Source organism: Pseudomonas sp. 3A(2025), assembly GCF_054589175.1.
The window spans coordinates 1-14,986 of the sequence record NZ_BAAILM010000015.1; the positions used below are offsets into that span (position 1 = coordinate 1).

Sequence of the window (14,986 nt, forward strand, 5' to 3'; positions counted from 1 at the left end):
TGCCGAGCGATCTTTCGATCAACTCGTCAGCGGGAGGCGAATAATACAGCAACCGAAGTGACTGTCAACTGCCTTTTTTCACCGCCGGGCCCGGAGGCCTGCACTATTCCCTCGCCGTTTTCGCCTCTAACTCATTGTTCTTCAAGGAGTTTTCAGTTTCTTCCGCGACGGGAATGGTGCGCATTATAGAGCGCTGAGACGGGGCGTCAACACTTAATTTCAATATTGTGAAATTAACGCCCTAACCCTCCGCAAACAGCACTTCTTCTATATAGAAAGGACGCCTTGATAGCCAAACCCTAGATCCGGTAGGAATCCGCATGCACCAGATTTCTGGCCCTGCGCCAATGCGAGCGCATGTTCTTTGCCAGGTTGGGCGACAGATTGAACAGCACGATGCATCCCAGCGAAATCCACCAGGCAGGCCTGAAGCAACTCAGCAGGTACTTGTTCAGTAGAATAGAAGCCATCCTCAGCCGGTACGTCTTCAGACTGAGCCCGGTGAGCCCCTCAATCTCGGCCGCCTTATAGAGTGTCTTCAGCGGGAAAGCATTGCTGAGGAAGCGCTCGGGGAAATCCACCCCCGTCCCGGCATGGTCCAGTACCCTGAAGTTGCACCTCAAGACCCCATCCCAAAGCTTCAGGTGCTCCATGCTTACCTGAGCCGGGCTGGTGAGCCGTATATCGATGCCTTGTTTGCGAAGCGCCCCCAGCATAATGCATTGCTCGGGCAGCATTCGTGCGGATGAGTAACCTGTGAAATTACCGAACGGATTGCGAAAGGGCCTGCCGTTCAACAGTTCATGCCGCTCGATCAAGGGTTGCTGCCAAAGCGCGAGCATGGCCTCACGCGTACCAAACTGCACCAGGTCCGACAGATGAAACAGCATCGGCACCCGTTTCGGGTTGCGTATATAGAGTGTTGTCACCGTGATCGGCACCTCGAACAACCGGGGCACTGACGCATCCGCAGGTTCAGGCGTGCCGATCACCGCAAGCGCAGCACTGGTCAGATGATGATCCGACCGCAGCTTCATCACATACGGCCGGGTCGCCGCTTGAACGCCCTCAGCGGTCGAACGCAGCATGCGATTGGTATTGATCTGATTCCCGGAGCAATCGAGAAACCCGCCAGGATCGTCCAGTAACAGAATGCGGTCGACCTCGATCCCGGAGACATCCTCCTGCTGCCAGGTCGAAATAATCACCTCGGCGTGTGGCAGGTATTTTTTGATCGAGGCAATGCAGGTAAAGACAGTTCGCGCAGAATCCGCACCCCGGTAAAGCGGCCCTTGAATCACGACGCTTATATCTCTGGAGTCGACGGCTGCGAGAGGACGCCTGCCGTTGTTGCCCGGACAGTCAGTTGGCATCGTCATACCGCTCCCAGCAAGCGACGATAAATCCGCCGAACAATCGCATGACAACGGTGCAGCACACCCCTTGGCAGCGGCAGGCTGATCAGTACCCTCTTTATATGGGTAATAATGAACAGCCTTCTGATCTGACCCGTCTGACTCATCGCCGCATTGCCAACGGGAAGATTGTTGAATGACTCGTTGAGCGTACGGGCCAGAACGCCCAAGGATATCGCGGGCGCTGAAAATACCAGATTGCAATGGCGCAACCGGTTGCTCAGATAGTTGTAGCGGGACAGCTTCACAATAAAGTCGATGCAGGCAGGCAGGTCATGCTGACCAAACTCGACCAGTACCCAATTGCTCACCACCGTGTCCATAGACCGGGCAATGCTTTCGCACGTCAGGCCACGCCCCGTAAAGTGCTCAAGACCGAAGCGCACATACTCAGTGGGCACATCGCTGGCCGCCCGCTCTGGCAGATAACTCACATCATCAACAACGATGACCGGTGTGTTTCTTCTGCGCTCAGGGCTGATACACGCCAATCGCTCAATCAGTGCATGCCCCACGGGTCCATGGCTCGGCGCCGCGACGATAAATATATTCACTTGGGCACCTGGCTGTAGCGCTTGAACGGCGTCGAGTTATAAATAGCCTTCACGGTTGCCGCAAAGCTGTCGAAGTAGAACAGCCGATGCTTGTCCCGATACACGCCAATGGCTGAAATCAGAATGCCGGGTAGCGACCAGCGCCCGGAGTGGAAGAAGTCCCCGGGGGCCGTGGCAAACCATGTCTGCGAAACGCGCTGGCAAAGCATGTTGCGGATTTCGGGGCTGTGGGTAATCAACGTGTGCTTGGTGCACTGGGGATCAGACATAAAGCATTCAATCAACGCTTCCTTTCTAACGGCGGGCAGGGTGTCGAACAGCACCAGCCTCTCCAGATCAGCGATAAATGCTCTGACCGCATCAATGTCATTTGGAAACGTCGAACGCTGCACAACCGTATTGATCAATGCCACCCACTGCCGGGCACCGATACTGCTCAACCCCGAGGGTGTTACCAGAATGGCAGGGTCAAACGCATACTTTTTCTCGAACTCGCGCAGTTTGGCGAGGGCTGCTTCGGCCGATAGTCTCAGCAGCGGCTTCCTGTTCAGGATCGACAGGTTCACAGGTCCGTTTCGCTTGAAACCGCCCGTGATGGACTCCACCAGCACCTCCCCTCCCAGCGTCGCACGAGACGTAATGGCCTGAGTAATGCCGTAGGGATTCACCCGCCCCGGAATACCGGCGCGCGAAGCCCGGATACCGTGCTCGACATCTTCGTACTCGCTCCAGTACAGCGCCTCATCCAGAGGCCAGGCATTCCACACCTCTTTGCGACATATATAGAGGCTACCGGTCGGATACGTCAGGTCCTTGCTATAGCGCATGGGATTGGCATAAGGCAGGCCTGTGCGCTCGACATCCGAAAAGATCGCAGGCGCAATCATCACCGACTGGCCACGGGTGCGGTGCAGCCCCTGTAGCCCCTGAGCGACTTCGCCCATCGCCACGCAGCAATCCGAATAACGCCGCGGATGAAAACTCAGCCGATTATCAAAGAACATGCTTTGCAACGTCATCAACGGATAACGCGGGCCAAAGCGGCGAACCATCTCGCCAAAGTGCCGGGGCAAGAACACCCGGTCATGCAGAATCACCAGATTGCTGTACCTGGCCTCCTGAGCCAGCCGGTTCTTCTTCTTGCAAATCTGCACCGGCGGTGCCGGAATGTCTTCGCCGACAATGCGCACCTCATTGAAGTAAGCGAAATTGCTTCCCGGCCTGCCACACAAAAGAATCTCTTTATGGGGCAGATCGATTTCCAGAATCCGCTGCACAATCGCATTCAGAATCGTGGCATCTTCCGCGCCCACCGGAATACCGAAGGTCCAGCCATCGAGATCGTCATCGGTCTGCGCCAGCAGCGTCGACACTTTCTCGTACGTCACCGACAGCGGTGAGCGCGCAATGGCCTTCAATGAACCGGCGAAGTACTCGCGATCCAGGTAACTCTCGACCGGCGTGTCTTCAATCAGCGTGATTGTCTCACCAACACTCAAGAAGTGAGCGGCGTCCCACAACAGTAACGGCGCCAGCGGCGAATCGCTCTGGATGCCATAAAAACAATAAGAGCCATCGCCAAACAGGCTCAGCGGTCGCTGTGCCGCATGCAGTTTCTTGATAACCACATCGGGCGCTTGCGAAGGGTGCTTACGAAACGACACAAGACTTGCACACGCCTGCGGCAATGGCAGTTCAACCGGAAGCGCACGCAACCGGCTGGCAGCGACGTAACCGAGCCGTGGATGATGTTGCAGATGAGTAATCTTCATCCGTCAGACGACGAACTTATCGTCAAGCGCACCCGGCACTTTCACTACCACCGTGACAGCATCGGTCAGCGCCTTGAAAGCCGTCATGTCGCCAGGCGACAGCACGATGATGTCGCCGGCATTCCAGGTCTGCCCGCACATGCTCACACTGCCCGAGAGCAGCACGGTCACTTCGGTTGCAACCTTGTGGTAATGCGTCGCCTCGGTATCGCCGGCCTTGTAATGCTTGACGCCGACTTCACACGACGGCGTATTGAAAGCCGCAGGCTCGAAGCCGCCGACAAACCAGCCTCTGACCATGTCCTTGAGCTGTGCTTTTTTCATCGCATGTTCCCTGTTTCAAATGCCTGGAGCTGGCTCTGGTTTTTCAACGGGTGATACCGCGATGCATCAATGCGATAAACGCCGATCTTGCTGTGGCGCAGGACCAGTTCGTTGAGGCTGGGTGAAATAAAGAAATGGTTATTGACCCGGGCGTCCTTGCGGATCATGTCCTTGGCGGCCGACACGAACATCGAGCCGGACCTGAACCAGTACAGGCCTGCCACGGCATGCGGACTGATCGGATTCTTCTCGGCCGCCTCGACTACTCGCTCGTCGTTGTCCAGGCGCACGAATGAATAACGCGGGTGCAATGAATTGAAGATCACCACACCGGCGTCTTCACCGGCGTCACGAAACGTCTTCACGACATCGGCCAGGGGAATATCGATAAAGTCACTGGTGCTGAGAATCAGCAATTCGTCATCGTTATCGATCTGCTCAGTCGCCAGCAGTGCGGTACAGGCGGCGCCTCGGGTCACGCCATGAATCGGCAAGGCGCTGGCCGCCGGATGCATGAGCTGAATCATGTTGCGCAGATGAAACCTGGAAACATCGTTGTTCGAAAACGTGCAGATAATCCGGCCGGGATCCAGCGTGGCACAATTGTCGATCAGGCTATGAATCAAGGCTTTGCCATCACACTCGGACAAATACTCCGGGTATTGGCCCTCTTGCAGAGGCGCCTCGCCCGACTTTGCGCACAGCAGGACAATGTTCAGCTTGCTCACAGATCACCTGCCTGGCTGACGCCGAAATTGATCGTGTCGATCTTGCCAAGAATATTGCCGAGATTGACGTCAGCGGTTTCCGCGACCACCAGAACATGGGCACCGCTGGCGCGGGCAGCCTTGATACCGTTCTCGTTGTCTTCGACGATCAGGCACTCTTGCGGCTGCAAGGCCAGCGCCTTGATGGCCTTGATATAGATATCCGGTGCGGGCTTGGCCTTTTCCACATCTTCGTTGGACAGTTGCACATCGAGGTATTGATCCAGGTTGGCCCGGTCCATCATCACCTGCACGGTGTTACGGATGGAGTTGGACGCAACAGCCAACCGATAGCCCATCTTTTTCAGTGACGACAACGCGTACTGATGCACAAACGTCGGCTTGCACTGGGCATACACGATTTCCATGGTGTAAAGCTGCTTCATCTCATTGATAAAGCCGTGCAAGGCCGCTGGCAGGTCACGCTCGACGGTCAGCATGTCAAGTTTGCGTGAAGTCGGCAGGCCATCGTAATGGGTCAGGTGCTCATGACGGCTGATGGTATAGCCGAACAGGTCGAGCGCCTTGTTGAGTGCATCGTAATGCCATTCCTTGGCCTCGATGAGTACGCCGTCCATGTCGAAAATAACTGCCTTGATCATGATTGCCCTACTTGAAGAAATGAACGGCGTCTTCGGGAATGTCGGTGCACAGCATCAGGCCCTGCTGCGCCCGGAGTTCGAACAACTGCTGCCACAGCGCACGGTGATCGCGCCCGTGAAGTTCGGCAGAGACCACGCACACCTGTTTGCCCCGGGACAAGAGGTCGGTAATCAAGGCATTGGAAAACCACGACCCTTCAAAGGCATCCAGCCAGACACCGGCAGCCTGATCGATCCAGGCCGGCAGCGGCTCCACTTCACTGAGCCGGCTGTAAGCATTCAGGCCGCTTTGCAGATAGCTGCGCATGTCGGGAATTGCCATGTCGAAGGCAAACCAGTTGTCATGGCCGTGCTGCGCAAACGTGGCCTTGAGCGCCTGGGCCAGACCATCGGCCTTGATATTGATCGCCAGCGGCAGGTTGCGACCGGCCATGATGTCCAGCAGCGCGTCGAGGGTCAGTTCCCGGCCGCGTGGCATGTCATGGGAAATCACCAGCTGGCCGGCGACATCGCGCACATCGGTCTCGGTGCCAAAACCCAGGTCGAACGAGCGATGAAAAGCCTCGGGCAAATTGCGCTCTGCCGCTTTGCGCCAATAACCGCGATGGCTGATGATCTGCATGTCAGCGTGCCGCTCGCGAAGTGGCCAGCCGACTGATCGGTAAAGACAGGAACACTTGCAGGTCCTCGGGAGTGCCCAGGCCGTGCATGGAATCGCCATAGGGTCCGATGTTGCAATGCGCGATACAGGCGCCCTGCGCGATCATTTCGTTGTAGACCGGCGCAACATAAAACTCGTTATTGACGCGCAGGTTCCTGGCGACCATCGACTCAATCGCGGCGAGCAGTTGACCGCCGCTGCGGAAGTTATAGATACCGACAGTGGCCTGATCTGAAATGACTTGCTTTTCAACCACCCGATCAAGCCGTTCGTCCTCATCGAAGCCCACGTACGACCATTTCGGGTCACAGCTTTGCATGGTCATGATCAGACCATCGTTAGAGGGGGCTCTCATCGCGTTTAAATAGCAATCGATAGGAATGCTCACATACTGATCACTGTTGGCAATCATCACCGGCTGGCTGGCATCGATCACGTGCCTGGCGGCATAGACGGTACAAGCAGCACCCTCGGTCAGGCCGTCGATCTCGACGATCTCGCAACCCGGCGCCCATTGCCGGAGCTTTTCTTCAAGCCCATACGCCGCCACATGGCTGGCCTGGCAGATGAAGATGAATTTGTGCGCACAGGCTGGCGTGAGGTTATCGATCACCACCTTGATCATCGGCACCCCGAACAACGGGATCAGTGGCTTTGGATCTGCATACCCGGCCAGCGCAAAACGACTGCCGGCACCTGCCATCGGAATAACGATTTGCAACATGGTTAAAACACCTCAGAAACGACCTTGGTCAATGACCCGCCCCTGGTCGAGGGTCAGGTAACGCTGGCAGAAATGCCGACCTTCTTCTCTTGAATGGGTCACCAGAATCAGTGCCATGCCTTCGTCCTGCATGTCGCGAATACGCTGGCTGCACTTGTGCTTGAAGGCTTCGTCACCAACGGCCAGGACTTCGTCGGCCAGCAGGATTTGCGGCTCGACGTGAACCGCGACCGAGAATCCCAGGCGCATGTACATGCCCGACGAATAGTGTTTTACCGGCTGGTCGATAAAGTGCCCCAGCCCGGAAAAGTCGACGATGTCATTGAAGCGCCCGCGTGTTTGCCGATTGCTCAGGCCAAACAGGCTGGCATTGAGGTAAATGTTTTCAGCACCGGTCAACTCGGGATGAAAGCCCACCCCCAGCTCGATCAGCGGCGCCACGCGGCCATGGGTCATGAGGGTTCCGCTGCTGGGCACGAGGATGCCGGACAGCACTTGCAGCAAGGTACTTTTGCCAGAACCGTTGTGCCCGATCAGCGCCAGCGATTCGCCCTTGCTCAGGGTCAGGGACACCTCGTTCAGCGCCGTAAAGGTTTCCGGTTGCTCGCGATGCCGCGCCTGAAAAAGCCCGAGAAAGCGTTGCTTCAAGCCGCCGCGGTTATGCCGCAGGGTGAAGTGTTTGGAGAGGTTACGCGCCTCGATGACCACGCCGCTCACAGGTATTCGACCCGGCGATCAACACCGCGGAAAACCCACAGCCCGGCCACCACAGATAACGCGCCCAGCCCCACGCACAGTAAAAGATCAGCGGTCGGTGGAATCACGCCCTCGTGAAGAATTGCCTTGAAACTGTTGAAATACGGCGCCACCGGATTGAACGCGACGACCCTGGCGATATCGCTGGGCAGTGAAGCCGTGACCCAGATAATCGGGGTCATCCAGAACATCAGCGGCACCAGTACATCGATCAGGTGCTTGACGTCGCGCACGGTGATTTGAATGACACTGATCACCAGCCCCGCGCCCATCAGCAGGGCCATGAACGACACCAGCACCAGCGGATAAAACAGCATGGCCCGGCTGACCACGCCGCCGAGCAAGGAAAACAGCGCCATATAGACCAGCATGACGCCACTCCAGAACACCACAATCGTCAACGCACCCGACAGCGGCAGCAAGATGCGCGGGAACCGTAGCTTGCGAATCAGATTGCCGTTCTGGGTCAGCCACTCGCCACTTTGCGAAAGCACCTGGGCCAGCAACATCCAGTGCACCAGCCCGGTCACCAGATGCAGCGCAAAGCGGTCCTGGCTGCTGGGCAAGATATAGGTGAACACCACGTAATACGTCAGCGTCACCGCCAGCGGATTACCCAGCGACCAGATAAAACCCAGGGTGGCGCCCATGTAGCGGACCTTGATGTCCTTGGCGACCAGATTGATGACCAGGTCTCGCCATCTGGCAATTCCCGGGGTATGCGATGACGACATAGTGATGCCCAGCCATTGAGACAAATGCGCGAAAAGTACGATGCCTATATAAGAACATCGTCGGGGCGGGCCACATGACCGGCGGGGCGGTAATGAGCGGCGCGTATGATCGGCATTTCATGCAGGGCCCTGCTATCAGACCTTTCCTTGTCACTTGTAGGAAAAGGCCACAGCAACAAAAAAAGGGGGAGAGATCATCGCTGATCGCTCCCCCGTACCGCTAAAAACGGTAGCGGCTTTTATCGACACAAACGCCGTGTGATCAAGACGCATTGATCCAGATAGTCTTGATCTCGGTGTACTGATCATGCGCCCAGATGGACTTGTCACGGCCGCCAAACCCCGACTCTCCGTAGCCTCCGAACGGCGTCGAAGCATCGCCTTCGCCGAAGCAGTTCACGGTCACGATACCGGCACGAATCTCACGCGACAGACGCAGCGCGTTGCGCAGGTTGCTGGTATAGGCAGAAGCTGCCAGGCCATACACGGTGTCGTTGGCCAGCGCGATGGCCTCATCGATGGTCGTGAAGGTGGTCACGCTCAGCACCGGGCCGAAGATCTCTTCGACAAACAGGCGGCTTCCCGGCTTCACGTCGTCGACGATGGTTGGCTCGATGAACACGCCATCGCGGGTGTTGCCGCCCTCGACGACATTGAGCTGCTGCTCGACCGCGTGCTCCAGGTACGAACGGACCTTCTCGAAATGCGCCTTGCTGACCATCGCGCCCAAACGGTTGGCCGGGTCCAGTGGATCGCCCAGTTGCCAGTCACGTACATGCACCTTGATGCGTGCCAGCAGCGCGTCTTTGACGTCGGCATGCACGATCAGCCGCGAAGACGCCGAGCAGTTTTCGCCCATGTTCCAGAACGCGCCGGCGACCAGATACTGGGCCACTTCGTCGATGTCCTCGACGTCGTTCATGACCACCGCCGGGTTCTTGCCGCCCAGCTCCAGCACGATGCGCTTGAGGTTGGACTCGGCCGCGTACTTGAGAAACAGACGCCCGGTGTCGGTGGAGCCGGTGAAGCTCACACCCGACACGTCCGGGTGACGGCCGATTGGCTCGCCCACTTCACGACCACCGCCGGTCACGATGTTGAACACACCGGCCGGAACACCGGCCTGAAAGGCCAGCTCAGCAACACGCAGCGCGGTCAGGGTGGTTTCCTTGGCCGGTTTGACCACGATCGAGCAACCGGCGGCCAGCGACGGGCCGATTTTCCAGGCCAGCATCAGCAGCGGGAAGTTCCACGGCAGCACCAGGCCCACCACGCCAATGGCTTCACGCACCACCAGGCTTACCGCAGCGGAACCGGTCGGTGCGGTGGCGTCGTAGATCTTGTCGATCAGCTCGGCGTGCCAGCGCAGGGTGTGGATGGTTTCTGGCACATCGACGTTCTGGCACTCCTGGATCGGCTTGCCGCTGTCCAGGCTTTCCAGCACCGCCAGCTCGTGGGCGTTGTCTTCCAGCAGTTGGGCGAAGGCCAGCAGGATGTGCTTGCGCTGGCCAGGAGACAACTTGCTCCAGCGGCCATCTTCAAAGGCCCGCTTGGCCGCCGCGACGGCAACATCCACGTCTTCGCTGGCGCCAGCAGCCACATTGGCCAGCAACTCGCCGGTGGCCGGGTTGGTGGTGGCAAACGTCTTGCCCGACAGTGCATCGCGGAACTCGCCGTCGATGAACGACTGGGTCGGAAATTTCAGATTGGCCGCAATCGCAGCGTACTGTTCTTTGCTCAGTAATTCAGCCATGTCATGCCGCTCCAGTGATCCGGGCAACGTTGCGTTTCAGCGTTGTCACCACGTCTTTGAGGGTTTGCTTTTCTTCGTCGGTCAGGCCTTGCAGCGGTGCACGCACGCCACCGGTCGACAGGCCATTCAGCTCGCTGCCGTACTTGATGGTCTGGACGAACTTGCCGGTTTCGAGGAAGTCCATCAGCGGCATCAGCTCAGCCATGATCCGGCGGGCCTTGGCGAAGTCTTTTTCGATCACGGCGGCTTCGTACAGCGCTACGTGCTCGCGCGGGATGAAGTTGGAGCCGGCACACACCCAGCTCTGCGCGCCCCAGGCGAAAAACTCCAGCGCCTGATCGTCCCAGCCACAAGACAGCGCGATGTGCGGGTATTTAACGGCGGTGCGGTGCAGGCGGTTCATGTCGCCCGAGCTTTCTTTGATCGCAACGATATTTTTCACATCAGCCACGGCATCGAAGAACTCGTCGCCCATGGCCACGCTCATGCGGCCCGGATAGTTGTAAAGCATGATCGGCAGGCCGGCAGCGCGGTCCACGGCTTTGACGTGAATGGCGATTTCCTGCTGGGTCGGCAGCGCGTAAGGCGGGGTGCCGACCAGCAGCGCGTCAGCCTTGATCGACTTGGCGTGCTCGGCAAATGCCACGGAATCTTCGGTACGAATGGCGCCGGTGCCGACGATCAGCGGCAAACGGCCGTTGATCACGTCCCTGGCCTGGGCGGCCAGGTCGAAACGCTCTTGAGCGGTGTGCGCGTAGTACTCGCCGGTGGAACCGCCGATGATGATGCCGTGCACCTTCTGCTCGATCAGGTATTCCAGTACCTGAGCGAAGGCTGGGGCGTCGATCGAGCCGTCGGCCTTGAGAGGGGTGATGGCCGGGGTGTAGATGCCTTCGAATTTCACGGGGTGACCTCCAGTAGAACAGCAGCGCAGTGGATGTTATTCAGGCCAGCGAAGCGGCCTGTTGCAGATTCAGCGAACGGGTTTCCGGGGCCAGCGCTACCGAGAACAGCAGACCGATCAGGGTCACTGCAGCGGCGGCGTACATGGTCGTGCCGATCCCGAAGCTGTCCAGCGACATCGGCACCAGCCAGGTACCGACGGCCGCGCCGACCCGCGACAGCGAAGTTCCGACGCCGACCGCGCAGGCACGGATTTCAGTGGGGAACAGTTCATTCGGGTACACCAGTTGCAGCACTTGCGCGCCACCGATGAACAGCGCATAGGCACCGAACAGGGCCAGCACCAGAATTTCGGAGGCGTCATGAAAGGTCGCCAGGCCCAGCAGTGCCAGGCCCGAGAGCAGGAAGCTGTTGATCAGCATGCTGCGCCGCCCCAGGGTGTTGATCAGGTTGGTAGCAATGACGCAGCCGACCACGAACAGAAAGGTGATCGCTACCGAGCCAAACGACGCCCAGTCACCCTTGAGATTCAGCGCCGCCAGCACCTTGGGCGCAAAGGCGTACACGGCAAACACCGGGATCACCGAACAGCTCCAGAACATGGTCACGAACAACATGCGCTTGCCGTAGCCCGAATGCAGCAGGCTGAGCACCGAGCGCTTTTTCTCTTCCGGCTGCTCGGGCAGGTTTTTCAGCGAAAACTCCGGCCCGTAGACCTGCTTGATAACGCCGTCGGCCTCGGCTGTACGGCCTTTGCCGAGCAACCAGCGCGGCGACTCGGGCGTGCCCAGGCGGATCAGAAACAACACAGTGCCGATGATTGCTGCGCTGGCTAGCACCAGCCGCCAGGCCTCGTCACCGCCGTGGCGCAAAATGAAATCGCCCGACAGATAGGCCGTCGCGGCACCGGCAAACCACAGGATGGTCAGGGTTGCCAGGCGCGGGCCGCGGTATTTCCTGGGCAGAAACTCGACCAGCAACGAAGTCGCCACCGGGTACTCGATGCCGACCGCCACGCCGATCATGAAGCGCAGCAGAAACAGTACTTCGCCCGATTCGACCCAGAGTTGGGCAAGCGAACAGACGATGAACAGCGTCGGCCCGACAAAGAAGATGCGCTTGCGCCCGAACCGGTCGGTCAGCCAACCGCCAAAGAAACCACCGAAGAAAATACCAATCAAGGCCGAGGCCGCGATCATGCCTTGCCAGAAACTGCTCAGTCCCAGCGCGGCGGTCATTTGCACCATGCACACACCGATGATGCTCAACACATAGCCATCGACGAACGATCCGCCGCCGGAACGGACAGTCAACAGCTTGTGGAAGCGATTGAGCGGAACATCCTCGATCGAGGTAAAAGGAGTTGTCATTATTGTCTCCAGTCTTCAGAAATTCTGGCCAAGCGCTTAGCGTTCGCGTCCTGCCCGGCGCTGTCCCCACATCAGATTGGCGTTCACACCAATCGACAAAAATGGCTGCGGCGGGTTGGCGTTCGGGCCGGCCGAACCCAGCAAAAAGTCGCTCAACTCATCGCGCTGCCCTGCCAGCCAGTTGGCCAGCAACGTGCCGGTCACCGTGCCGCGGGTAATGCCCAGACCGTTGCAGCACAACGCGCCATAGACGTTGGGTGCCAACTCGCCAAAATACCCTTCATGGTTGCGCGACAAGGCCAGCGCACCGCCCCAGGTGTATTCGAAATCGACCTGCGGTAGCATCGGAAAGCGCGCGGCGAACGACGCCCGATGGTGATTCACGAAGCGCTCCAGGTATTTCTTGTGGCTGCGCCCGTCCGGGTTGAAACTGAAACTGTTACGGATCAACAAGCGGTTATCCGGCGTACGGCGCACCGTGGTGCCGAAGGTGTCGGCCGGAATCACGCCCCAGTACGGCTTGCCGCCCAGGCGCTGTTGTTCCTCGGCGGTCAACTGCCGGGTAATGCTGGCGTAGGTAAACACCGGCAGCATGCGGCCCTTGAGAAAACCGAAACTCATGCCGAACGCGTTATTGGTCAGCACCAGCTTGTCGGCGGTGAGGGTGCCGTTGGCGTGGCCCAGCACGATCTTGTCGCCGTACTCGACGCTGGTAATCGCGGTGTGTTCGTACAGCGTGACGTTGGCCGGCAAGGTGTCGGCCAGGCCCTTGACCAGCGCCGAAGGCTGAACCAGCACGGTGCCCGGCGTGAACAGTGCCTTGCGGTAGAAAGGCGTGCCGATGTGTTCAGGAAGCTCGGCGGCTTCGATCACCTGATAAGACTGGCCCAGCTTGTCCAGCCCGCGACGGTAGGCATCCAGCACCGCAATGCCGCGATCTTCGATGGCTGCCTGATACTTGCCGCACGCCTTCATCTGGCAATCGATGCCATGGCGCTCCACCACCTCACGCAGCAACGACTGGCCAGTGAGATTGAGCTTCATGTTGATGTTGGCGGTGGCCAGGTCGCCGATGTAGTCATCGGCACCGATATCGTGCGGCAGGTCGATGGCAAAGCCTGCGTTGCGCCCGGAGGTGCCAAAGCCGACTTCCTGCGCTTCGACCAGCACGATCTCGTCATCAGGGAAATTCAGCGCCAGTTGCCGGGCCGCTGCCAGGCCGGTGAAACCGGCACCGACCACCACCCAGCGAGCGCTGCTCTTGCCGTAATGGGCCGGCTTGGGCGAGCGGGCCCGACTGAGGTGATACCAGCCACAGGAAGCATCGTCGGCGGGCAGATGGATTATTTTTGTCATTTCAGGGACCTGCCTTTCGATCAAAAGGCTTAGCGAGGCTATGTCTACAATTTGTATAACGACTATAAAATCGTGTTAGACAATGTGTCTACAGATTTTTCAGAGGGTGTCGTTCTCAGACATGCAGGCGCTGTTTCATACCTGGGCAGGACCGGCTTTAGCCGGCAAGCATGCGGTGCCAAGTGCGGGATTTATGAATTAGCGCCGGGCTGTGCCAAGCACCTTTTCAAAGCGCTCATCACCGGCCTTGAGCAGCCCGGCCTGAACCAGCAGCGGCGTCAGTGGCGCGTTGGGCAAGACCTGCCCGCTCAGTTGAACCTGGCCCGTGCGCGCATCGAACCGCGCCTCCAGCCGGTGTTCACCGATGCGTTGCACATCGGCCAGCCCTTGCAGGCCCTGCTGACAATCAAGGCTCAGGCGCGCCTCGCCCAGCACCAGAGTCCAGGGCGTCAACAGGCCGATATCGCGCCCGTGCAGTTCGCCTCTGGCGCGCAGACAACGGCTGCCCTGCCCGGCGATCTGCAACCGGCCTTGCCAGTGCCCGTCGATCAGGTAACGGCCGTTCACAGCGGTTGCCGCATCGCCCGGCGCCAGTTGCGCCTGCCAGTTCCACGGCCAGCCGCTGGCGCTCAGCGTCCATTGCTGTTGCGCAAAACCTGCGTCAACCTGCGCCCGCCATGGGCGCAATTGCCAGGACAGTGGCCCCAGCGCGCCGGCCCGCTGCACGCGACCATTCCACAGCGAACCGCTGACCTCTTCGGGCTGCCAGCCGGCTGGCCAGTCGATCAGGCGCAAGGCCCAGGCTGCCGGCAGGTTGAGCAACAGGGTCAGCGCAAAGACCAGCGCCCCGGCCAGCCACAGGCGCCGACTCAAGGCTGGCCCCCGGCGCGGCTGACATCCAGATTGAACACCAGCCGCACACCGCTGCGCTCAAGGCTCCAGCGCAACGGCCGCGCCCCTTGCTCCTGAATACTGCGCATCAGTTGTACCAGTTGTTCGGCCTGGGCCACCTCCCCGCGCAATTGCCAGACATCACCACGCGGCTCGACGCCGGTCAGGGTCACGCCACGGGCGCTGGCCAGGGCTTGCCAGCGTTCGTTATCGAACTCACTGGCCGGCTTGATCGCCTGGGCTTGTGCCGCCAGAGACTGCCATTGGCGCAGGCTTTTGCCGTAGTCGATCAGCGGCCGGCCGATCAGCACCAGAATCAGGGTCAGCACCACCACCCAGCCGCCCAGCAGCAGATAGCGGCGCGAAGGTGGCAGGCCCGCATAGGCGTGAGAAAAACGTAGCAT

16 protein-coding genes are annotated in these 14,986 nt (G+C 59.1%); all 16 read right to left on the bottom strand.

Annotation, left to right across the window (positions count from 1 at the left end):
• Positions 1-299: 299 nt before the first annotated feature.
• The 16 genes from ACYP2A_RS04985 to gspM all read right to left on the bottom strand — a co-directional run bounded on the left by ACYP2A_RS04985 (position 300) and on the right by gspM (position 14,986).
• A complete protein-coding gene (locus ACYP2A_RS04985; protein ID WP_459743302.1) occupies positions 300-1,379 on the bottom strand; it encodes a WavE lipopolysaccharide synthesis family protein in 1,080 nt (359 codons plus the stop codon).
• Positions 1,376-1,969, bottom strand: coding sequence for a hypothetical protein (locus ACYP2A_RS04990; RefSeq protein ID WP_459743304.1), 594 nt, complete (start codon positions 1,967-1,969; stop codon positions 1,376-1,378). The genes ACYP2A_RS04985 and ACYP2A_RS04990 overlap by 4 nt, the downstream gene beginning before the upstream one ends.
• A complete protein-coding gene (locus ACYP2A_RS04995; RefSeq protein WP_459743306.1) occupies positions 1,966-3,741 on the bottom strand; it encodes a hypothetical protein in 1,776 nt (591 codons plus the stop codon). Before ACYP2A_RS04995 ends, ACYP2A_RS04990 begins: the two co-directional genes overlap by 4 nt.
• A gap of 3 nt (positions 3,742-3,744) precedes the next feature.
• A complete protein-coding gene (locus ACYP2A_RS05000; protein ID WP_459743307.1) occupies positions 3,745-4,065 on the bottom strand; it encodes a hypothetical protein in 321 nt (106 codons plus the stop codon).
• Positions 4,062-4,793, bottom strand: coding sequence for a glycosyltransferase family 2 protein (locus ACYP2A_RS05005; RefSeq protein ID WP_459743309.1), 732 nt, complete (start codon positions 4,791-4,793; stop codon positions 4,062-4,064). The genes ACYP2A_RS05000 and ACYP2A_RS05005 overlap by 4 nt, the downstream gene beginning before the upstream one ends.
• The gene (locus ACYP2A_RS05010) at positions 4,790-5,434 is read right to left on the bottom strand and encodes an HAD family hydrolase (protein ID WP_459743311.1); all 645 of its coding nucleotides are present in this window, start codon (positions 5,432-5,434) and stop codon (positions 4,790-4,792) included. Before ACYP2A_RS05010 ends, ACYP2A_RS05005 begins: the two co-directional genes overlap by 4 nt.
• 7 nt (positions 5,435-5,441) lie before the next feature.
• A complete protein-coding gene (locus ACYP2A_RS05015; protein WP_459743312.1) occupies positions 5,442-6,056 on the bottom strand; it encodes a PI-PLC domain-containing protein in 615 nt (204 codons plus the stop codon).
• Between the two features lies 1 nt (position 6,057).
• Positions 6,058-6,819, bottom strand: coding sequence for a glycosyltransferase family 2 protein (locus tag ACYP2A_RS05020; RefSeq protein WP_459743314.1), 762 nt, complete (start codon positions 6,817-6,819; stop codon positions 6,058-6,060).
• 12 nt (positions 6,820-6,831) lie between these two features.
• Positions 6,832-7,536 (bottom strand): ABC transporter ATP-binding protein, encoded by a 705-nt coding sequence (locus tag ACYP2A_RS05025; protein WP_459743315.1) that lies wholly within the window; start codon positions 7,534-7,536, stop codon positions 6,832-6,834.
• Positions 7,533-8,309 (bottom strand): ABC transporter permease, encoded by a 777-nt coding sequence (locus tag ACYP2A_RS05030; protein WP_459743317.1) that lies wholly within the window; start codon positions 8,307-8,309, stop codon positions 7,533-7,535. The genes ACYP2A_RS05025 and ACYP2A_RS05030 overlap by 4 nt, the downstream gene beginning before the upstream one ends.
• A gap of 262 nt (positions 8,310-8,571) precedes the next feature.
• Complete coding sequence (locus tag ACYP2A_RS05035) at positions 8,572-10,062, bottom strand: aldehyde dehydrogenase (protein WP_459743319.1); 1,491 nt, start codon at positions 10,060-10,062, stop codon at positions 8,572-8,574.
• Position 10,063: 1 nt separating this feature from the next.
• Positions 10,064-10,966: a dihydrodipicolinate synthase family protein gene (locus ACYP2A_RS05040; RefSeq protein ID WP_459743321.1), complete on the bottom strand. Its 903-nt coding sequence runs from the start codon at positions 10,964-10,966 to the stop codon at positions 10,064-10,066.
• A 40-nt stretch (positions 10,967-11,006) separates the two neighbouring features.
• Complete coding sequence (locus tag ACYP2A_RS05045; protein ID WP_459743323.1) at positions 11,007-12,335, bottom strand: MFS transporter; 1,329 nt, start codon at positions 12,333-12,335, stop codon at positions 11,007-11,009.
• Between the two features lie 36 nt (positions 12,336-12,371).
• Complete coding sequence (locus tag ACYP2A_RS05050) at positions 12,372-13,691, bottom strand: NAD(P)/FAD-dependent oxidoreductase (protein ID WP_459743324.1); 1,320 nt, start codon at positions 13,689-13,691, stop codon at positions 12,372-12,374.
• 198 nt (positions 13,692-13,889) lie between these two features.
• Positions 13,890-14,564 carry a hypothetical protein gene (locus ACYP2A_RS05055; protein ID WP_459743325.1) on the bottom strand — a complete coding sequence of 225 codons (675 nt, stop codon included), beginning with the start codon at positions 14,562-14,564 and terminating at the stop codon, positions 13,890-13,892.
• Entirely contained in the window at positions 14,561-14,986 is a 426-nt protein-coding gene (gspM, locus tag ACYP2A_RS05060) for a type II secretion system protein GspM (protein WP_459743327.1), read from the bottom strand. Before gspM ends, ACYP2A_RS05055 begins: the two co-directional genes overlap by 4 nt.